The organism is Rurimicrobium arvi, assembly GCF_039540495.1.
GTDB classification, from domain to species: domain Bacteria; phylum Bacteroidota; class Bacteroidia; order Chitinophagales; family Chitinophagaceae; genus Rurimicrobium; species Rurimicrobium arvi.
The window spans coordinates 720,447-742,312 of record NZ_BAABEZ010000022.1; the positions used below are offsets into that span (position 1 = coordinate 720,447).

A 21,866-nucleotide genomic window follows, 5' to 3' on the forward strand; every position below is an offset into this window, starting at 1 on the left:
TAAAAAAATAAAACCGGAGAACCGGATTTATTCGTAGCATTACAGTATTAAATATACCTATTGTAAATTATTTTCTATGGCAACGCAAATTGTAGATTTACTACTGAAAGAGATCAACATGGAAGCGGGCGTCACCCGTAAAATGCTCGCCCTCGTACCGGATGACAAATTCGACTGGAAACCCCACGAAAAGAGCATGAGCTTTCGTCAGCTAGCCGTGCATCTTGCCGAAATACCCGGATGGATCACGATGGCAATACAGGAAGACGTGCTGGATTTTGCCGGTGGCTACAAGCCCACACACGCTGAAACGGCACAGGACCTCCTGCGTATTTTCGATGAGAATTACGCATCCGGAAGAGCAGCGCTCAGCGAAACGAACGACGAATTTATACTCAACAATACCTGGACGATGAAGATGGGCGAACAGGTGCTGATGACGCTTACCAAATATGAGACGATCCGGCATTCGATCTCACAGAATATACACCACCGGGCGCAACTGGGAGTATTCCTGCGCCTGAATAATATCGCGATACCGGGCACTTACGGTCCCAGCGCCGACGATATGGGCAAATTCTAAAAACCTGCTTTATCAGATAGTTCTGCGGCCGCAATATCCTTGCGGCCGCTTTTTTGTATTTTCGCACCTTGCTTATGGGTACTTTTCAAGATCTGAACTTAAACAGCTCGCTGCTGAAAGCGCTGGACGACCTGGGAATGGAAACGCCTACTCCGATTCAGGAGAAGGTATTTCCGGTGGCTATGTCCGGCGTGGATGTATGCGGTATTGCGCAAACCGGAACCGGTAAAACATTTGCGTACCTGCTTCCCTGCCTCCGCCAATGGAAATTTTCCAGGGAACCTTATCCGCAGATCCTGGTGGTGGTACCTACGCGCGAACTTGTGATACAGGTAGTTCAGGAAGCAAAAAAACTCTGCTCCTACATGAGCGTGGTAACGGTGGGCGTGTATGGCGGAGTGAACCTGAAACCGCAGGCAGCAGCAATCGAAAACGGCTGCGACCTGATCGTCGGAACACCGGGCCGGCTCATGGATCTTGCACTGAACGGTTCGCTTAAGACGAAACACATCAAAAGGCTCGTGATCGACGAGATGGATGAAATGCTGAACCTGGGCTTCCGCACGCAGATAAAAAGCCTGCTGGAGCAATTACCGCCCAAGGTGCAGAACCTGCTGTTCTCGGCAACTATCACCGAAGACGTGGAGGCCCTGATGGCTGACTATTTCCGCGAACCCGTGCGCGTAGAGGCGGCTCCGGCAGGAACGCCGGTAGAACTCATCGAACAATCTGCTTACGAAGTACCCAATTTTTATACAAAGATCAACCTGCTCACACACCTGCTGCAAAGCGACGGACACATGTCCAAAGTGGTGGTGTTCACCGGCACCAAACGACTTGCGGATGCAGTATCCGAAGCTATAGAGCCGCAGTTTCCGGGAGCAACAGCTGTGATCCACAGCAATAAGGAACAGAATAAACGTTTCCAGGCTGTGAATGATTTTGCATCGGGAAAGGTGCGCGTACTGATCGCTACAGACATTGTATCTCGTGGTATTGACATCTCGGATGTCTCGCATGTAATCAACTTCGACCTTCCGGACGAGCCGGAGCAATACATCCATCGCATAGGCCGAACCGGTCGCGCGGATAAAAAAGGAATTGCTATCAGCTTTATCACACCATGGGATGTAACATATCGCGCTGCAATTGAGACATTGATGAAACAGCCTATCCCGGAAATACCATTCCCGGAATCTGTAACGGTTTCCGATGAACTCACCGAAGAAGAGAACCCGAAACGTTTCGTGCCCAACATTGCACTGCGTCTGCCCAGCAGAGAGGGGGCCGGCGCCGCATTCCACGAAAAGAAAGCCAAAAACCTGAAGGTGAACGTAAAGGTCAGCCATAAGGACAAAATGCGCGAGAAATATGGCAAACCCAAAAAACGCCCGCCGAAAAAATAGGTCATGATCCAGCAATACACTTTAACTCAGATAGACGAGGTTGCCGCTGCATTATGGCAAAGCGGTAAAGACATTCGCGTTTGGACTTTTGATGGCGACATGGGGGCCGGGAAAACCACGCTCATTGCTGCGCTGTGCCGTCATATACAGGTGGAAGATGCCGTAAGCAGTCCCACCTATGCATTGGTAAATGAATATCATTACCCGCAAAACGGAAATAGTTCAACCTTGTACCACATGGACTGGTACCGGCTTTCAGGAGAAGAAGAGGCAATACAAAGCGGTATAGAAGATCTGCTGCATGACGCAGAAGCACACCTGTTCATCGAGTGGCCTGAACGCGCCGCAGGGCTGCTACCGGAAAAGATTTTCCGTGTCCGCATACATACCGTCAGCGAAACAGAGCGTATGCTAGAGGCTCTTTAGATCTCCCTTCAGTCCGGTAAGCACAATATTGTCCATGCATACTTTCTTGTCGCTCTCAGCACTCCATAAGCGCACGGATATTTCGTCGTAAGCGGCATCCGGTATCTTCACATCAATGAACAGCGGTTTATTATCGTTTTCATTCAGGAAGCGGAAAACGCGGATCATATTTACCTTCTGAATCTGCCCGTCCTTACGGAATTCGACAATATACTGGGGCATACTCCAGGTATCCCATTCCTTAGCCGTAACATGAAAACCGGCTGTAACCCGCAGCCAGGAACAGCCCTGCAGCCTGTTCAGTTTACGGAATGAAACTCCGTCGTCGGAATGCTCCTTATCCACACACACCGTTCGCTGCATGCTATCTACGAACACATGGTCTGCTTTCGCAACAGCTGCCTCATCCAGCAGCTCCGGCGTATCCTTAAGCTTGTGGTATTCCTGCGGAACGCTCCAACGCCCCACCATCCTGTAATAGTATTCGCGGGAAGTGGTGAACGGGTCGATCACCCCCTCTCCTTTGTGCGCCTGGTACGTCCACCAGATATTGACATAACCGCACAACAGCAACACCGGGATCAATATCGCGGTCAGCCATTTGCGTTGCAGGCAATACTCAAGCAGGTAGAGCAGCGGAAAGAACAACACCGGATAACTCTGTATCATTGCCCGGCCAGAAAAACCACCATAGTCCCAGATATTCCAGGAGGAGACGATAAAGTAGTTGAGGATTGCGAGCGCATATACCATCCATACATGTCTGCCCGAACGGAAATAGATCAGCATACCGATATAGCTGAGCACCATCATGGGGCAATAACGCAGCCAGCCGGCCCGGTAAGACCAACTATACACAATCGCATGCGGACGGCGGAAATTGAATCCCTGATCCTGGTAGCTGTACTGAACCCAATGCCCGGACACATATTTCCAATAGAAGAGCTGAACGCCTACGATGAGCAAAAACAGCAAAGCGGTCAGCAGCAGTGCCTGCCAACGACGCAACAGCATACGGATGCGTTCGGTAAAAGCGGCACGTGTATTTACGCCCCACAATAAAGGAATCAGCACGGAGATGACCTCAGTGGGACGAACAAGCGTCATCAATCCGCATAGAATGCCCGATAAGACCAGGTAGCGGGATTTACCCGTCTGCGCAAAATAGTAGGCCGTCCAGAGGAGGTATACATATAAACTGAACAACCAGGTGTGCGACATGCCCACATCGATCGCAGCATAATTCAGGTAATTGGTGCCCAGTACCAAAATAATAAGCCCGGCCGCCACTACCCCATCGCTGAAGAAATGCAGCATCAGCCGACGAAAAAAATACAATCCAGCCAATCCGAACAGCAGCCCCCACAATTGAAAAGCAATTTTATAAGGTGGTGAAAATCCGTTCTGCGGATAATGGAGGAAGTGCGCCATTATGTGACCGGTAAAGAATGCCGGACTATACAGTATGGCCATACCACTCGTGTACTTCAGTATATAACCGTCTCCCTTTTCGTTCGGATAGCCATTGGCAAATTCCGGGTTGTGCGTTGCCTGAATCTCGTGCAGCACACCCGCCGGGTATTGCTGGCTTTTCAGGTTATGGTAGATAAACACGGAAGGCAGATACCAATAGTACCCTTCCGTATCATAAGCCAGATTCGATTCCGTACCGGCTTTCTGCCAGCGCGGATAAAATACCAGACTGGCATATGCCATCAGTGCGGCACATAAACAATAGGCAAGCAATGAAATGCGGCCTGCACGACGGCCTGGGTTATCTGTGACTGTACTCATGAATAAGGGTGATATTACTTAGGGGTACTCTTCCGGCCACGAACTTAGGGTTTTTCGCTTATATAAACAGCGCCGGGTAAGTTCCCCGGCGCTGCAAGATCATCATAGCCGCAGCCGTGATTATTTTTTCACTTCTTTGGCAAAAGTATCCTTCAGACCCACTGTCTGGTTGAATACCAGGTGACCGGGCTGCGAATCCCTGTCCAGACTGAAATAACCTTTACGCAGGAACTGGAACGATTCGTTTTCCGAAGCCTGCAGCAGGGCCGGCTCCACCCATACCTGATCCAGTACGGAAAGAGAGGAAGTATTGATGTGGTCTTTAAAATCACCTTCCGCATTTGCCGGATCCTCAACCGTAAACAGCCGGTCGTACATGCGTACGGTAGCTTTAACGGCATCCGCCGCATGCACCCAGTGGATCACACCTTTTACATGCACTCCGCTCGTGTCGCTCCCGCTTTTGCTTTCCGGAATATAGGTGCAATGCAGTTCGGTGATATTGCCGTCAGCGTCTTTTACGATCTCATTACACGTAATGATATACGCATGTTTGAGCCTTACAGACAAACCGGGACCCAGACGGAAATACTTTTTCACCGGTTCTTCCATAAAGTCTTCGCGCTCGATATACAGCTCACGACCAAAACTGATACTGCGTGTACCGGCATGTTCATCCTCGGTGTTATTGTCTGCATTAAGTTGTTCTGTTTTGCCTTCCGGGTAATTGGTGATCACCACTTTTACCGGGTCCAGCACGGCCATACGGCGTTGTGCGGTCTTGTTGAGTTCTTCGCGTACGCAGAATTCGAGTACGGTTATGTCCACAAGGTTTTCGCGCTTTCCGACACCGATGGTATCGCAAAACTTGCGGATAGCGGCGGCAGGATAGCCACGCCGGCGCATACCACTGATGGTGGGCATACGCGGATCGTCCCAACCGCTTACATATTTGTCGTTTACCAGTTGCAACAGCTTACGCTTGCTCGTGATCATATAGCTTACGCTGCGACGTGCAAACTCATACTGATGCGAAGGGAATATTTCCAGCTGTTCGATGAACCAGTCATACAAAGGGCGGTGATGGATAAATTCCAGCGTACAGATCGAATGCGTGATTTTCTCGATGCTGTCGCTTTGCCCGTGTGCGAAATCGTACATCGGATAAAGGCACCACTGATCGCCGGTGCGGTGATGGTGTGCGTGTTTGATACGGTAGATGATCGGATCGCGCAACAGGAGATTGGGATGTGCCATATCAATTCTGGCACGCAGTACTTTTGCACCATCGGGATACTTGCCGGCACGCATATCCGCAAACAATTGCAGGTTTTCGGCCACGCTGCGGCTACGGTAAATACTTTCTTTACCCGGTACGCCAATATCACCTTTTTCTGCTGCCATCTGTTCGGCGGAGCTGTCATCCACATAAGCAAGCCCTTTTTCTATAAGCTTAACCGCAAATCCGTACAACTGCTCAAAATAGTCGGATGCATACAACTCAGCAGCCCACTCAAAACCGAGCCATTTGATATCCGCTTTAATGCTTTCCACATATTCCGTTTCTTCAGTTACCGGGTTGGTATCGTCAAAACGAAGATTACAGAGACCTTTATATTTTTTTGCCAGACCGAAGTTCAGGCATATGGAAGAGGCATGACCGATATGCAGATAGCCGTTCGGCTCAGGCGGGAAACGGGTAAGCACCCTTCCTCCGTGTATTCCGTCTGCAATATCCTTTTCAATAATCTCCTCCAGGAAATTCAATGATTTTTCTTCGCTCATCGCTTTTGATATAAACTATTTTTTATTTAACGCGTAATTTCTGTCCTACCTTGATACCCTGAAAATCGATACCATTCATCTGGTTCAGCTGCTGGACTTTGATACCGTACTGCTTCGCGATGCTATAGGCGGTCTCCCCGGTTTTCACCACATGGTAAGTCGCATTAGCGTCGTCGGCACCCACCGGCTTTACGGTGCTGCGTACGGGACTATTAACTACTGTGCCTGTGGGTGGAGGCGGGGCATTGTACACCGCTGCAGAGTCGGAACTGGTAACCTTAATATTGGATCTGGAACTGCGGGAATATACGCTCTGATCCAGACGCGCTTTCAATGCAGCCAATTCATCCTGCACCGGTTCTGCCGGAGCGGGACTTTGTTCCTTTACCTTATTTAATGGCTGCCGTGTAGCAGCCGGTGCATTTTCGTCCAGTGAAAGCGGCAGGCTGCCATGATCATTTTCGGCACGCCATTCGCTTTCCAGGTAAGGCTTACCGGTCTGAGGATTGATAGCGCTGTTATCTTTAGGTATTTCCTTTTTCACTTCAGCAGGAGCGGCTGTGTTCAGCGGGTTGCGTTCCACACGTGCAGCCGGCATATCTGTGGGAGCTGTCATACGGGCAGCGGCAGAAACCGGCTTCGGTGCCGGGGTGGTAGCCGGTTGCACAGCCGGTTTGGTTTCGTTCACCATCGGCGGAGGTACCGCTCCCATGCCGAATTCAAATTCTTCGGAGGATGCCGCCTTTTTTGTCGGCACATAGTCTGCTTTGTCCTGTGCGGCAGGATTCGCCAGCCGGGCAGGCATACTTACCGTTTTCACCACTTCCCCGTTTACAATACGATATACCTCCGGTTTCACACCGGCCTGAGATTGCAGTTGCAGTATGGTAGCCGATTCCGGTTGCTCGCTCTGGTCCATCAGATTGAATGCGCGCAGCTGGCGTGCAGTCATGCCTTCGCTTTGTGCGATCATTTCTATGGTTTCTCCGCGCTGCACAACATGTGTGGTATGAATACCTTTGCTATGCTTCGGCTCCAGATAAATAAACATATCCCTCGAAAGCGGAGCATCAGGCAATTCGTTGATCTCCAGCAGACGCGGATAGCGGATATTGTATTTCATCGCTACAGACAGCAGGTTTTCACCTTTCAGGCAATAAACGGCACGCAGGTTGTTATAAATAACAGAGCCGTCATCGCGTGTCTGCGGCGGAGTGAGTGTTTTTTCAGACGAAATCAACGGGTCCGTTTCCACCATCGTTTTATCCGCAGGAGCAGGCGGCTCGCTCACCGGAATCACTTCATTCTGGCGTTGTCCTTCGCCTGCGAATGTGTATAGCTGCAGATCGTAGGTTTCGATCAGGTGGATCAGTCGTTGCGCATACTGCGGGTTCGTGGCGTAGCCGCAGCTCTTCAGCCCGGTACACCAGCTTTTGTAATCCGTCTTTTTGAGCGTCCAGAGACGCGCGTAACGCGGTGAATTCTTCAGGTAGTTGGAGTGATCCTTATACGACTCTTTTGCCGACTTATATTTACGGAAACACTCATCGGGAAGGTCGTCGGTGTGAGCGAACGTCTCCCCCATCCAGTCTTTCTTACACTTGATGCCGAAGTGGTTGTTGGCCATTACCGCCAGTTCACTTTCCCCGGCGGAAGTCTCATATATCCCCTGGGCAAGTTTAATGGCTGCCGGAATGCCCACACGCTGCTGCTCTTCGATAGCCCATGCAGAATACTGGCTTACATAATCTTTTACTTTGTCGTCAAACGACTTCTTCTGGGCTTTCGCCGGAAGCATTCCCAATGCCATGAGGCAAATCAGTACAAAATTCTTTTTCATAAAAACTGAGTTGTTCACAATTTTCTTATTACAGAAATACCATCTCTAATGGGCAGCATTACCTGTGCTACCCGGTCGTCATTTTTCAGTTTCTGGTTAAATAAGTGCATGGCTTTTTCATTTTTGCCCTGCTTCTCTTCGGGTAAAAGTACTTTACCTTCAAACAATACATTATCGGCTATAATAACGCCGCCACTTTTCATTTTTTCGATCACGAGGTCGAAGTACAGTCCGTAACTGGGTTTGTCCGCGTCGATGAACACAATGTCCCATGATTCATCGAGCTCGCGCACAATCTGGCGCGCATCCCCGAAATGGGTTACTATTTTGCCCTCCATCCCGGCTTCAGCAATATACTTTTCCACGATCTCGCATTTTTCATCATCCATTTCCACGGTGTGCAGCACCCCGTCCTCCGTAAGTCCCTGGGCCAGGCACAAAGCCGAATAACCGGTATATGTTCCGATCTCCAGCACACGCCGGGGACGGCACAGATGACTGATCAGCTGCAGCAATTGTCCCTGAAGATTGCCGGAGATCATCACCGACTGTGTGTGACGCATGTGTGTTTCGCGCTCCAGTGCGGCCAGCACCGGCAGCTGATCCGAGCTCATCTGCTCGGCATAGCGGTTCAGACTTACGTCAAACAGTTCTGTTGTCACTTCCGTTTAGAAATTAGGTTGCAGTTTATGGTGCGTGTAAAACTCACGTATATATTCCACGATCTCATCCGGGGAGTCGATCACTTTGATCATTTCCAGATCTCCTTCGCTGATATTCTGTTCCTGGTGCAACATGGTATCACGCATCCAGTCGAACAGACCTTTCCAGTACTCGCTGCCCACACAGATCATCGGCGTCTGCGTGAATTTACGTGTCTGGATCAGCGTGGCCACTTCGAAAAATTCGTCCATTGTTCCCCAGCCGCCCGGCATCATAATGAAGCCCTGCGAATATTTGGTGAACATTACCTTGCGCACGAAGAAGTAGTCAAAGTTCAGACTTTTATCCGAATCAATAAAAGGATTAGGCATCTGCTCGAAAGGCAGGGAGATATTCAATCCCACCGAACGTCCGTTTGCCTGACGGGCTCCGTTGTTCGCAGCCTCCATAATTCCGGGTCCGCCGCCGGAAATAATGCCGAAGCCTTCTTCCGCCAGCTTGCGCGCAATTTCCGTGGTAAGTGTATAATATTTGTGATCCGGATGGGTACGTGCCGATCCGAAAATGGAAATACAGGGACCAATCTTTGCGAGGTCTTCAAAACCCTGTACAAATTCGGCCATGATCTTGAATATCTGCCAGCTGGAATGTGCTTTTGTTTCCGTCCAGTCTCTGAGTTTCAGTCCGTTCTTGAATGTCGTCATAGTAAATATATGGTGCGGCTACACTACGGTTGCCGGCTTTTTTGAGCATGCATACAGCAATCCGAAAGTAAGTGCTGCGTTGATAATTAATAATTCTATTCCTATTTTATAGTTCCCGCAATAGCGCGCTGAGGCTTTGATCAGCGATTGCGCGATATAGCCGGAAGTATCTTTATTGTAAAACTCCGGATTGTTCAGGAGATCAAGTCCGAGTGTGAGCAGCAATGCAGTAAGGCAAAGTGCGAAAGCGGTATTTCCCTTTAATACCCGCCGGGTGAGGATACCAAACGCAAACAGACCCAGGAGCGGACCGTAAGTAAACCCGGCTACTTTCAGCAGGATCGCGATCAGCGAACCATTGTCCACTTCTCTGAAAAAGAAAATAAACAGCAGGAATACTGCGCTGAATGTGAAATGTACGCGATAACGTACCTGTGCTTTTTTCTGTTCATCCCAGTCATTACGACGTTTCAGTCCCAGAATATCAATACAGAAGGAAGACGTCAGCGCGGTGAGCGCGCCATCGGCACTGGGGAATAATGCGGATACCAGACCAATGAGGAAGATCACCGTGATGAAAAAAGGCAGACCAGACTGCACCGCGATCGTGGGAAACAGTGCATCACCCGCAGCATCCATACCGCGGCTTCCGGCATACAGATAGAGCAAAGCACCCAGCAGCAGGAAAATAAACACTACCACCATTTGTACGAAGCCAAACAGCAGCATGTTCTTTTTTGCATCGCGCAGATTGCTTACGCTGATATTTTTCTGCATCATTTCCTGGTCGAGGCCGGTCATTGCCACAGTGATAAATGCACCACCGATCACCTGCTTCAGGAAAAATCCCGGCTTGTGGTAATCGGTCACAAACAGATGTGTGTAGTTATGCTCCTTCATAGATGCCCAGAGCGAGCTGATGTCCAGACCCATTTCGCGCAGCATATAGACCACCACAATCACCAGGGCAGACAGCATAAAAGTTGTCTGCAGGGTATCGGTCCAGACAATGGTCTTCACCCCCCCACGCAAGGTATACAGCACGATCAGCGCGAGTATCACGATTGCGGTAAGTTCGAACGAAATACCCATTCCCTGCAACACAAATGCTTCCAGTACTTTGATGACGAGATACAATCGTAAAGTGGCTCCCAGTGTTCTCGACAAAATGAAAAACAGAGCACCCGTTTTGTAGGCATTGATGCCGAGTCGTGCCTCCAGATAAGTGTAAATGGAAGTGAGCTGCATGCGGTAATACACCGGCAACAATACATAGGCTACGATAAAATAACCGAGCCAGTACCCGATCGCCACCTGGAAATATTCGAGTCCGCCTTTACCCACCGTACCGGGAACGGAAATAAAGGTCATCCCGGAAAGGGAAGTACCGATCATACCGAAGGAAACCAGCAGCCAGTTAGACTTACGGTTTCCGATAAAGAATGATTCGTTGTTGGAGTGCCGCGATGTGTAGAAAGCGATCCCTAGTAATAAAGCGAAATAAGCGAGAATAATAAAAAGCAACATGCAGCAATACAGCAATTTATAATAAAAGAGGCCCCTGATATCCCGAGGGATCAAAGGCCTCTCTCATATAAGAATGATTTTTTAGAAGCCTACCAGCACACCCATACGGATCTCAATTCCGTTCATCTGGGAATAATAGCTATTGGGATCTCCGAGCACGTCGTACACGCCGGTGATATTGAACGACACCCTGTCACTGATAGGCTGTTTGATGCCCAAACCGAGCAACAGACTGGGTGCGCTCACATTTTCCTTCAGAATTTCGCTGGTGAGCCCGTCGATGTAATAGCGCTGGTAAAAATTATACTGTCCTTCCACGTGCACGAAAAAATTCTGCAGGAAGCTGACGCGGCCCCAGATTCCGGCACAATAAGAATTGGTACTGAAAATGTTGGTGGTTGCGCCTGAAGGCAGGTAGTTGAAATCGTATTTGATACGGTCGTATCCATAACCGACGCGCAGGCCTGCCGAAAAGATGTCGTTGAACTTATACCCGGCGATAGGCGCGAGTCCGAGACTTACACCGGAACCGATACCCAGCCTGATGTCGCCACCGACAACCAGGTTGCCCACATCAAAGCCGGTTTTTTTAGCCGGTTTGCGTGCAACTTTACGACCACTGCTGTTATATATCTGCTGGGCCGACACCGATGCGGCGACCAGGCAAAGCAACAGAGCGAAAACGGTCTTTTTCATAGCAGGAAATTGAATATTACTAATCTTTACGAAGGTAACGAAAAATGAACAGATTCATTGTGCGCCTATTTGCCAAATTTCTTGCGCAGCGCACTCAATGCATCATTCATGGACGGAGCTTCCTGATTCTTTTTCGGAGCGGCTTTACCCTTCGGTTTGGCCGGAGCTTCCGTTGCCTGGCGGATGGAAAGTCCGATACGTTTTCTGGGAATATCCACTTCCGTCACTTTTACCGTCACCTGCTGATTCAGCTGCAATACTTCCGACGGGTCTGATATGTAATGATGCGCCATTTCCGAAACGTGAACAAGTCCGTCCTGCTTCACGCCGATGTCTACAAATGCACCGAAGCGGGTGAGATTGGTGACCACACCGGGAATGATCATGCCTTCACGCACATCTTCAATAGAAAATATGTCTGCAAATTCAAATGACTGTGCTGCTCCGCGCGGATCGAGTCCCGGCTTACGCAGTTCTTTAATGATATCCTGTACGGTGAGCAACCCTACCTGATCATCGCAGTATTTCGAGGGAACGATCTGCCTGATCAACGCTTCATTACCGATCAGTTCCGCAACCGGCACGTTCAGATCGGCCGCCATGCGCGCCACAAGATGGTAGGCCTCCGGGTGCACGGCGCTTGCGTCCAGCGGTTCGGAGCCATCTTTGATCCTCAGGAATCCGGCGCACTGCTCAAAAGCCCTGGCACCGAGACGCGGCACTTTCAGCAGATCTTTACGGGAAAGAAATCTGCCGTTTTCGCTTCGGTAGCGTACAATATTATCGGCTATTGAGGGACCGATTCCGGAAACATAACTCAGCAAATGCTTACTGGCCGTATTCAGGTTCACACCCACAGCATTCACGCAACTGGCAACTGTCTGATCAAGACGCTCTTTCAGTCGCACCTGATTCACGTCGTGCTGGTATTGCCCCACACCGATGCTTTTCGGGTCGATCTTCACGAGCTCCGCAAGCGGGTCCATAAGCCGGCGTCCGATGCTCACCGAACCACGCACGGTAATGTCCTGGTCGGGGAATTCTTCCCTTGCTATTTCGGATGCGGAATATACCGAGGCGCCGTCCTCATTTACGAGGTAGACAGGCAACCCCGTTCTGAGTTCTTTTATGAACCTTTCCGTTTCGCGGCCTGCTGTTCCGTCGCCCACAGCAAAAGCCTCTATGCGGTGCTGGTGCAGCATTCCGCGGACAATATGCTCCGCCTCTGAGAGGCGATGGTTTTTCTCATGGATATAAATCAGTCCTGTAGTGAGTAAAGCTCCTGTTTCATCGAGGCAAACAACCTTACAGCCGGTGCGGTAGCCCGGATCTATCGCCAGGATACGCTTTCCGCCTAAAGGTGAGGAGAGCAGCAACTGGCGCAGGTTCTGTGCAAACACGTTGATCGCTTCCTCATCAGCGGCGGTTTTAAGCGCCAGCCGGAATTCACTTTCCAGGCTCGGCTGCAGCAAGCGGCGGTACGCATCTTTTACCGCGCGTTTAACCTGATCTGCGGCAGGATTGTGTTGTACGATTACTTTCGACTCAAGCAGTTCCAGCGCTTTTTCCTCTTCCGGTGCGATCTCCATTTTCAGAAAACCTTCCATAAAGCCGCGCAGGATCGCGAGTGTACGATGGGAAGGAATTTTGGAAACGGGTTCGGAGAAATCGAAATAATCTTTGAATTTCGCCGCTGCCGCTTCTTTATCGTTCATTACTTTCGCGACTACCCGAGCCTGTTGTTCAAAGAAATGGCGCATTGCCGCGCGTATGGCAGCATCTTCATTCACACGCTCGGCGATGATGTCGCGCGCACCCTGCAGGGCTTCTTCGGGTGTCTTCACCTGTTCGTTCAGGAATCGGCCCGCCTCAGCAAGCACATCTGCGGATTCCTGTTGCCAGAGCAGATCGGCCAATGGCTCGAGCCCGTTTTCGCGCGCTGTTTGCGCTTTGGTTTTACGTTTCGGTTTATAGGGCAGATAGATATCTTCCAGTTCCGCGATGGTAGCTGCAGTCTCCAGCTTTTGGCGCAGCGCATCGGTCATCTTTCCCTGCTCGGTGATTGCCTTATCAATAAATGCTTTACGCTCGGCAAAAGCGCTTTGTTGCTTTGCCTCTTCTTCTATATGCTGTATCTGCAGTTCATCCAGTCCCCCGGTCTTGTCCTTCCGGTATCGCGCGATGAACGGGATCGTTGCCCCTTCTCCCAATAACTGAAGCACTATCTCTACCGACCTCGGATCCAGGCCCAGCTTTGCGGCAACCGGCTTTGCAAATTCTATTTGACTCATCTTATCTGTAATTAAAATAACGGCAGCGAAAATAGGAAACGTGCTCCGTACGCCGGGACCGGAAAAAATATTTGTTTTATTTAGCTTTGAGCCGGATTATAATTGCATTCTTTACTGTATGGATATTCAGAAAGCTTTATTATCAGAGCACTCAAAGGAACAGGCTGCGGCCATTGCAGGCTTTGCGGGCTCGGATGAGCAACACTTTAAAGAGCTTTTCGATCTGTTCCTTCATGGGGACAAACGCACCGTACAACGGGCAGCCTGGGTTTTAAGCATGTATGCCGATGCCCATCCGGAAAAAATGCCGCCTTATGTTCACCGTATGCTGGAATACTGCTGCCAAGGCGCTGTGGATGGCACCGTAAAGCGGAATGTGGTGCGTATCCTGCAATTTGTCGCGATTCCGGCTGATTGCGAAGAGATGGCGCTTGAATTATGCTTTTCCTGGCTGGAAGATCCCAAAGAGGCAATTGCGGTACGCTGCTTTTCGATGACGGTGCTGGAGCATCTCTGCAACCGTTATCCGGAGTTGAAAGAGTCGCTTGCGCAGCTTATCCGGCATGCACTGGACCACGAGGTATGCAGTGCTGCATTCAGGAACCGCGCACAAAAAACGCTGCAGGCGTTAAAGGGCAGAAAAAAAGCGGCCGGAGCCGCTTCTTTAAAAAAATCAGTCGATTAAAAACGAGGTGCGTCTTTATCCGTCAGCGCCAGTTTCTTGGGAATACGTCCGGCTCCTGCGTAATAGCGGCGCCAGTATGCGTCGGTAAGGCGGCTGATCATTACGCCTGAACTGGTGCAGGAGTGCACGAAGTAGTCGTTGATCAGGTAAATACCCACGTGCGAAATGCGTTTATTGTGGATATTGAAAAATACCAGGTCGCCTTCACGCAGTTCTTCTTTGTCCCAGATCGACTGGCACAGGTGGAATTGTTCCGCCGCGGTACGCAACAGACTGATGTTGAATACGCGTTCGTATAAGCGTTGTACAAATGCACTGCAATCAATTCCTCTTTTATCGGTACCGCCTAAACGGTAACGCGTGCCATACCATTCGTCTATAAAGTCATATAACAGATCGTTGGTAAGTACCTGAGGCAGTACGCCGAGCATATTGGCGTATTTGATATTCAGGAATTTGTTCAGGGAGGTTACGAAGTTGCGTTCTCCCGGAGCTTTTTTACCGGTAGCCACGCTACCTGCTTCCACGCTGTTGAGATTCTCGAGTCTGGGTTTTGCAAGCACAAGGGATTTCGGCTCCATCAGTTCGTGTGCAGAATTGCAGCTGGTACCGACGACAGCCAGGATGGTGACGAGCAAGGTGCTTAGTAATGTCTTTTTCATTAGGTCGCATTGCTTTTTAAAATGAACAAATATTTTCCCCTTGGAGAAAAAACCGCGGCAAATTTACTTAAGATCACCCTAAAAAAAGCCCTCCAAATGTTAAAAAGCATCGGAGGGCCTGATAAAAAACGAAATGAATTACAATTATTTAGACTGCATATCTTTCATAATGTTCACGGTTTCAGCGAGTGAGATATCTTTCTTAAGCAGGCGGATCCAATTTTTATTGCGCTCCATAGCTGCCGTATCTGCGCTCAGTCTTGTGAGGTCGGAAGGCAAATTACTGATGTCCAGTTGCGTAACGGCTTTATCTGCCTCCTCAATTTTTTTCGCCAATGCGCTTGCTTCCTCCTGTTCTTTTTTGAAATGTGTTTCATCCAGGTACACCACATTGTCTTCCTCAAGCTTTTTGAGGCGGGCTGCGTTGGTACGGACGTTATCAAACGCTTTGCTGGCAGCAATACGTTTTGCACTGAGCGCCTGCAGTTTTTTCAGGTCGAAAGAAGCTGCCCATTTCGCGTGGCTCATCTGAACACCGTCTGTAGTCAGCTGACGGCCTTCCACTACCACGGGCTGCGGTATGGATGCCGGCTGAATCTCATCATACGGAAGCGCTGCCTTGTCTTTACGTTCGCCGATCTCGATATCGCTGTACACATCCGGAATGCTGATATCGGGCGTAACGCCTTTTAATTGTGTGGAACCTCCGGTAACTCGGTAGAACTTCTGAATCGTTAGTTTCAGCGATCCTAATTCCGGTTCTTTGTTGATCGCCATCTTGAGGCGTGTTGCATCATTGATCACTTCGTCGATCGGGATCTGCTTCTGAACGGTTCCCTTACCAAATGTGGTATTACCGACAATCACGGCACGTTTGTAGTCCTGCATGGCCGCGGCAAGGATCTCAGATGCGGAAGCGCTTCCCTGGTTTACCATGATGATGAAAGGTCCGTCGTAGGTCACCGAAGGAGTTTTGCTTTTCAGTATCATCGGCTGGGCCTCGCTCGTTTTTACCTGTACCACCGGTCCGGCACCAATAAAAATACCGGACATATCGACAACGTCGTATAACGATCCGCCGCCGTTATAACGCAGATCAAGTATAATCCCTTTCACACCCTGTTCTTTGAGCTTGGCCACTTCTTTGGCGATATCGTCGGCAGAACGGCGTCCGTCGGAACTGGTAAAATTGCTGTAGAATTCACTCAGGTAGATATATCCTATTTTTCCGCTACCGGTATTGATCAGTGCCGATTTCGCGAATGTTTCTTCCAGCGCCACTTTACCGCGAATGATCGGGATCACTTTAATCGAACCGTCTATGCGGCGCACTGTAAGGCGCACTTCGGTCCCTTTTTCACCGCGGATTTTCTGCACCACATCTTCCAGTTCATATCCCTGTACATCTTCCGGCTCGGCAGCGCCCTGCCCCACTTTGATGATCTCGTCGTTGGCCTTCAGTTCGCCCTGCTTCCAGCTGGGACTTCCGGGAACAATAGATGCGATCTTCACTTTATCGTCTTCCAGTTTCAGCTGCGCACCGATACCGTAAAATTCACCTGACATCTGTACGTCAAATGCCTTTTTTTCACGTGGAGGAAAGAAATCGGTGTGCGGATCTTCGGCGTGCGTGATCGCATTGATGTACATCGCGAAACGATCTTCCTCACTTGCTTTGCCGAGTTTGGTGAAATACTTCTGCAGATTCGTATCCACTTTTCCCTTTGCAGATTTCAGCAGATCGGCATCTGATTTCACCACGAATACCGTAGTATCTTTTACTTTAGCGGTATCGCGGCGGTTCTTTTCATCGGTCTGAATTTTCTTCAGCTCCATGTATTTGGCCAGCACGCGGTATTTTACATATTTGTCCCAGCGATCTTCCAGAGCTGCATCATTCGCTGCAAAATCGATCTTCTCATTATTCAGTTGAATGGAATCGGGCGTATCGAATGTAAAATCTCCTTTAATAGCTTTTTTATAGAAGCCTGTCACCTGATCGAGACGTTTTTTGTAGATACCGGCGAACAGCTCGTACGCGTCGAACTTGGAGTCGCGGATCTGGTCGTCCAACTGGTAACGGTATTTCGACAATTGGTCAATGTCTTCTTTTGTAAAGAATTTCTTTTCAAAATCGGCTGTTTCCACAAGCCGGTTGAACACCGAATTGGAAAAGGAATCGTCGATCTGCCGTGGAGCGAAATGTCCTTCGCGTATCAACCCGACAACGGCATTCTGAATTAGTATTTTTCTGGATTGTGTATCCGGACCATCCTCGCTGATATATTTAAAAGAAAAAAAAGCAGCCAGGGCCGCAATGATCAACAAAGGAATTCCAACCTTGTACTTCATGAAGTGTAACATATGGTTTCTAAAGGTAATAATCACCGTTAGCAAATGTAAAAGAATAAGGGTTAATAATTTCCCAATAAGAAAGGGGATTTTAGGGGTTAATACGCGGCTGTAACGGCAAGCTTCGCTGTATTATATTTGAACAAATTTCCACTGCTACATGCCCCTGCCGTCCCGTTTAATGAAGCGCCTCCCGAACCTGCTGCTGCTGCTTTCGGGAGTGGTGTTGTCAGCGGGCTGTATGCTGTACCTGGTGACGGACCGCAGCAAACTGTTGCAATGGTATGACAGCAAAGGTTCATGCTATTATCGCATGAAGAGTCCCGCTTTTGAGGTGCTTTCGGCGGATGTGAAACGTCAGGGTAATATCATTTGTATCGCCACCCTGCTAATGCTGCCGGTCTTTTTCCTGTTGCTGCGCAGATGCCCTGCCGCCTCCTGGCACAAAACCATACAATCGTTTCTGCAGATCGTCCGCAGAAACCTTTTACTATTTACAGGTGTCACCCTGGCCCTGCTCCTGCCGCAGCTTTACTGGCTATGCGCGGAAGCATTTGCAACGGATGAGGTGTTTTCTGCACTCAACTTTTCAGGGCAACCGCTGCTGTATACGCTTACCCAGTACCCGCTTCCGAATAACCATATCGGCTTCAATCTGTTTGCGCACCTGATTCCGGGTTCGCTAACACAACGCATTTACGGAGCGCGTGTGCTGGCAATGTTGTTTTACCTGGTCCACGCATGGCTGTTGCTTGGGGTTCTGTTACTGCACCTTAAAGACAGGTCACTTGCATTTTGGAGTACGCTGATAGGCATGATGGTCTTTATGGTTGCCGGTTTCGGGCATCAGGCCCGCGGTTACTCGCTATTGTTCCTGCTCGGCTTCGCCGCCACTTACAGCCTGTACCGCATTTATGCGACAGGAAAACAGGAGGATAAGGGAATATGGTACGGGATACTCGCGGTTTCGAATGTTGCAGGAATGTTCGTTGCGCCTTCATTCCTGTATATTACCGGCTTTGAAGTGTTGTATATCCTTGCCGGAGCGGTATTGTACAGGCGTTTCCCTCGCGCATTGCTTTACAGCCTTTGTTTGTCGGCTATCGGATCTGCGTTGGTGTATGTACCCGTGATGTGCGTTTCCGGAGTGCAGGCACTTACGGGCAACAAATACGTAAAACCGGACGAGGCTTTGCGATCGCATCTATGGGAAAATATGCCCGGCCACCTCGGTGTTTACGCTTTCGAGCACAGTATTTCGCTGCCCACGTTTACACTGTGTATCCTCTTTTCAGTTTCGGCACTGCTGTGCGGAATATGGCTGCTATACACGAAAGCTTTGAAAGGAAGCCTTCTGCTGCTACCCGCCTGTCACCTGCTGTCGGTTATCCTTCTTTCCTGGCTGCTGGGACATCTGCCCTATGGCAGGATACTCGGCCTGCAAATGCAATTGCTCACGTTGTCCTGCTTTATCTGTATCGGAATAGCTATCGGAAAAATTGAACGGAACAGGTTTTCCGGATTCCTGTCCGCACTATGCAGTGTTGCTGTATTATGGGGTATGTTCCTTTTTTACGGACGATGGGCGGATACACGCTTGTACGACCAGGACACGAACAGGCACAAACAGGTCATCACAGAGCGCGCCCGCCAGTTTCCGCCGAACAGTCAGGTATGGCTGTCGGAAGAATCTTTTATGTGGATGGCTTATGGCAATAGCCGGATCAATACGGCTTACCTGCCGTGTCACTTTTCCGGTCAGTCTTACCTGGTATTTTCTGACAATGAAGACTTACAGCCGAAACCTGAGTTTATTGCTCAGTACCGGCCACTGGATACTGCCGGAGACTACCGCATATGGGTACGGAAAATTGTGAGGTGATCACGCAGGTTTGTATCCCCGGAGGAAAGAACCTGCGTCCATGCGCTTCTTGCCTTCCAACTGTAATTCGTCTATGCTCAGCCAGCCGTCTGCAGTTCCTGCCAGTATTCGGCCATTATCTACCACAAACCTCCCCGGAGCAGGCGTTTCATGATAATCTGCCAGGGAAACTGTAAACACCTTCATGGTCTTGCCCTGAAACTCGCAATATGCTGCGGGATAAGGAGCCAGTCCGCGCACAAAGTTCCGCACGGCTTCGCTGCCCTGGTTCCAGTCGATGCGCATATTTTCCTTAAAGAGTTTCGGAGCGTGCTTCAGCGTACCGGCGTCCGCAGGCTGCGGTTGCTCCTTGATTGTGCCGTCGAACAGACCTTTGACTGTTTTCACGAGTAATGCACCGCCCATAAGCATCAGGCGATCGTGCACGGTGCCGGCATTATCGTCCGGAAGAATGGGTGTACTGTCGGACAACAGAATATCCCCGGTATCAATTTCGTGTTTGAGTTTAAATGTGGTAACGCCGGTCTCCCGCTCACCATTGATAATAGCCCAATTGATCGGCGCAGCACCGCGGTATTGCGGCAGCAGAGAACCGTGCACGTTGATGGTACCCATCGGCGGCATGTTCCAGACAATTTCGGGCAACATACGAAACGCTACAACCACGTGCAGTGCGGCTCCTATTTGTTGCAAGGCTTCCACGAATGCAGGGTCTTTGAGCTTCAACGGCTGCAAGACCGGGATGCCATGTGCGACGGCATAGTCTTTTACTGCAGTTGTAGTCAGCTGCAGCCCTCTTCCCGAAGGCTTATCGGGTGCCGTAACCACAGCAGCGACGTTCATACCGGCCTGGAGCAAAGCATCGAGTGAAGCGACGGCAAAGCCGGGTGTACCAAAGAAAACGATCTTGTTGGAGTCAGTCATTATAAAAAGAAAATACCGGAACGGCAGGATTATTCACCTGCGGGTTCTTCAGGCTGCCCGGCAGTATCTTCCTGAGTATCTGCAGGCATTTGTTCCTCACGCTGCGCGTTCCATTCAATAATAAAATTGTTGCGGCCATTGCCGACAAGGAGGTTGAAATATTTCTGTTGTACCAATTCCAGCATTGCCAGGAATGTGAAGATCGCATGTATACGGTTTTCACAACTGGCGAACAATGTTTCGAATGCCAGTCTGGTATCTGTCTGCATACGATCGAGCAGGTAAACACGCTGTCCTTCGAGACTGTAGTTATATTTGATAACAACGTGCTGCGGCTTATTATTGCGATCGTTGAAACGCTTCATTGCCCGCTCGAAGGAAGACATCAGCTTAAACAGCGAAACGGTCTGTATCTCTGTCCCCTCGCTGTATTCTTCACTGAGTGATTCCAGCTCGGCACGGATATTACCGCGTTTTTGCGCCAGTTGCCGTTCGGCTTCCATAAGCGCCATTTCCGCAGAGGCTTCTTTATAGCGTTTGTATTCCAGGAGTTTGTCCACGAGTTCCTGCCGCGGGTCGATCTCATTCCCCTGCGCATCCACTTCCCTGCGCGGCAGCAGCATCTTTGCTTTGATGCGCATAAGCGTAGAGATGAACAGAATGAATTCACTGGCCAGTTCGATATCCAGACTTTCGGTGTCATTGATAAATGCCAGAAAATCTTTGGTAATGCTGAAAATGGGAATATTGTATATGTCCAGCTCATCCCGTTCTATAAAGAACAGGAGCAGATCGAAAGGCCCTTCAAACTGGGGTAATTTTATCTGGTAGGTTTCAGCCATTGTATAACGGAAACGGATAGCCCGGGTGCCGAAAGTACGGCTTTTCGGGCTATCCGTCAAATATGACGCCCCTGCATTACTGAATGCTCGGGAACGCGACTACACATTATTTATTTCGCTTCTTTGTCGCGTGCAGGCAGTTTGTACTGGATACCGAACTGCAGGTTCTGGCGCAGTTGCAGCCATCCCAACCCGGATATCGGTTCCTTTTTTTTCTGAACGGCACCCGATGCATCTACGTAGGTATCCTTGTAGGGCTGCGCATTGTCATAAACCATTACAACACCCACAGACATGCTCAGGTGTTTGCTGAATTTAAAGCTGAAGAGGTTGTCCGACAACACGGTGATATTGCCGGGATTATCCTTGCGCACCACTACACCACTGTCGTTCAGCACATCTTTTGCCAGATAGTTGCTGTACAGGTCCAGACGTGTACGGAACGAAACGGTCTTGCTGATCTCGACATAATACCGGGCAGAGAAATAAGCCCCGAATTCGAACCGTTTATTTTTACCGTAAGGCACACCAAATGCGCCTTGTGGTGAGCGATTGGTGTAAACGGTATCTACAAGCGTAAGCCTTCCTGCCAGCGGAGACAGGAATATGCTCAGGTTGTTGCCCTTCCGGTATTCGAAACCGGGTGCCAGTGTGAAATAAGCGGGTGAGAAAAAATTTGATGTAGGTGTATTGCGCCAGTTATCGATGGAATAGTCGTACCCTTTGGTAAACTGCGACTTGAAGTTGAACAATGCCGACATATAAATATTCGAGCTGTCGGCGAGGCGACGCCCGTAGCGGGAT

17 protein-coding genes and 1 pseudogene are annotated in these 21,866 nt (G+C 49.7%); 5 read left to right on the forward strand and 13 right to left on the reverse strand.

The features are described 5' to 3' along the window. Positions 1-76: 76 nt before the first annotated feature. The 3 genes from ABD846_RS09860 (at position 77) to tsaE (ending at position 2,415) form a co-directional block, all read left to right on the forward strand. Entirely contained in the window at positions 77-583 is a 507-nt protein-coding gene (locus tag ABD846_RS09860; protein ID WP_344826016.1) for a DinB family protein, read from the forward strand. Positions 584-657: 74 nt separating this feature from the next. Beyond that, positions 658-1,989 (forward strand): DEAD/DEAH box helicase, encoded by a 1,332-nt coding sequence (locus tag ABD846_RS09865; protein ID WP_344826019.1) that lies wholly within the window; start codon positions 658-660, stop codon positions 1,987-1,989. Between the two features lie 3 nt (positions 1,990-1,992). Continuing rightward, positions 1,993-2,415 carry a tRNA (adenosine(37)-N6)-threonylcarbamoyltransferase complex ATPase subunit type 1 TsaE gene (tsaE, locus tag ABD846_RS09870; RefSeq protein WP_344826022.1) on the forward strand — a complete coding sequence of 141 codons (423 nt, stop codon included), beginning with the start codon at positions 1,993-1,995 and terminating at the stop codon, positions 2,413-2,415. Here the strand turns inward: tsaE and ABD846_RS09875 are convergent. The 8 genes from ABD846_RS09875 to ABD846_RS09910 all read right to left on the reverse strand — a co-directional run bounded on the left by ABD846_RS09875 (position 2,401) and on the right by ABD846_RS09910 (position 13,715). Beyond that, positions 2,401-4,209 carry a hypothetical protein gene (locus tag ABD846_RS09875; protein WP_344826025.1) on the reverse strand — a complete coding sequence of 603 codons (1,809 nt, stop codon included), beginning with the start codon at positions 4,207-4,209 and terminating at the stop codon, positions 2,401-2,403. The genes tsaE and ABD846_RS09875 overlap by 15 nt on opposite strands. A gap of 120 nt (positions 4,210-4,329) precedes the next feature. Beyond that, positions 4,330-5,994, reverse strand: a complete 1,665-nt coding sequence (locus tag ABD846_RS09880; RefSeq protein ID WP_344826028.1) for a glutamine--tRNA ligase/YqeY domain fusion protein — start codon at positions 5,992-5,994, stop codon at positions 4,330-4,332. Between the two features lie 22 nt (positions 5,995-6,016). Continuing rightward, positions 6,017-7,834, reverse strand: coding sequence for a glucosaminidase domain-containing protein (locus ABD846_RS09885; protein ID WP_344826032.1), 1,818 nt, complete (start codon positions 7,832-7,834; stop codon positions 6,017-6,019). Positions 7,835-7,848: 14 nt separating this feature from the next. Beyond that, the gene (locus ABD846_RS09890) at positions 7,849-8,496 is read right to left on the reverse strand and encodes an O-methyltransferase (protein WP_344826035.1); all 648 of its coding nucleotides are present in this window, start codon (positions 8,494-8,496) and stop codon (positions 7,849-7,851) included. 6 nt (positions 8,497-8,502) lie between these two features. Further along, positions 8,503-9,201, reverse strand: a complete 699-nt coding sequence (locus tag ABD846_RS09895) for an LOG family protein (RefSeq protein ID WP_344826038.1) — start codon at positions 9,199-9,201, stop codon at positions 8,503-8,505. Between the two features lie 18 nt (positions 9,202-9,219). Beyond that, positions 9,220-10,728, reverse strand: coding sequence for a sodium:solute symporter (locus ABD846_RS09900; protein ID WP_344826041.1), 1,509 nt, complete (start codon positions 10,726-10,728; stop codon positions 9,220-9,222). 81 nt (positions 10,729-10,809) lie between these two features. Further along, positions 10,810-11,424, reverse strand: a complete 615-nt coding sequence (locus ABD846_RS09905; protein WP_344826043.1) for a hypothetical protein — start codon at positions 11,422-11,424, stop codon at positions 10,810-10,812. Positions 11,425-11,489: 65 nt separating this feature from the next. Then, positions 11,490-13,715, reverse strand: coding sequence for a Tex family protein (locus tag ABD846_RS09910; RefSeq protein WP_344826045.1), 2,226 nt, complete (start codon positions 13,713-13,715; stop codon positions 11,490-11,492). Between the two features lie 118 nt (positions 13,716-13,833). Here ABD846_RS09910 and ABD846_RS09915 point away from each other — a divergent pair, with 118 nt between their 5' ends. Next, entirely contained in the window at positions 13,834-14,400 is a 567-nt protein-coding gene (locus ABD846_RS09915) for a hypothetical protein (RefSeq protein ID WP_344826047.1), read from the forward strand. On the opposite strand, the gene ABD846_RS09920 is transcribed toward ABD846_RS09915, so the two are convergent. Next, complete coding sequence (locus ABD846_RS09920; RefSeq protein WP_344826050.1) at positions 14,397-15,062, reverse strand: C40 family peptidase; 666 nt, start codon at positions 15,060-15,062, stop codon at positions 14,397-14,399. The two genes, ABD846_RS09915 and ABD846_RS09920, sit on opposite strands and share 4 nt — an antisense overlap. A gap of 144 nt (positions 15,063-15,206) precedes the next feature. Continuing rightward, positions 15,207-17,414 carry a carboxy terminal-processing peptidase gene (locus ABD846_RS09925; protein WP_344826053.1) on the reverse strand — a complete coding sequence of 736 codons (2,208 nt, stop codon included), beginning with the start codon at positions 17,412-17,414 and terminating at the stop codon, positions 15,207-15,209. A gap of 160 nt (positions 17,415-17,574) precedes the next feature. Between ABD846_RS09925 and ABD846_RS09930 the strand changes: the two genes are divergently transcribed. Continuing rightward, positions 17,575-19,296 (forward strand): hypothetical protein, encoded by a 1,722-nt coding sequence (locus tag ABD846_RS09930; RefSeq protein ID WP_344826056.1) that lies wholly within the window; start codon positions 17,575-17,577, stop codon positions 19,294-19,296. Here ABD846_RS09930 and fmt read toward each other — a convergent pair whose 3' ends face one another. The 3 genes and pseudogenes from fmt to ABD846_RS09945 all read right to left on the reverse strand — a co-directional run. Continuing rightward, complete coding sequence (gene fmt / locus ABD846_RS09935; RefSeq protein ID WP_344826059.1) at positions 19,297-20,220, reverse strand: methionyl-tRNA formyltransferase; 924 nt, start codon at positions 20,218-20,220, stop codon at positions 19,297-19,299. A 29-nt stretch (positions 20,221-20,249) separates the two neighbouring features. Then, a complete protein-coding gene (locus tag ABD846_RS09940; protein ID WP_344826062.1) occupies positions 20,250-21,062 on the reverse strand; it encodes a segregation and condensation protein A in 813 nt (270 codons plus the stop codon). Between the two features lie 110 nt (positions 21,063-21,172). Beyond that, positions 21,173-21,866, reverse strand: a pseudogene (locus ABD846_RS09945) (hypothetical protein); the annotation flags it as partial.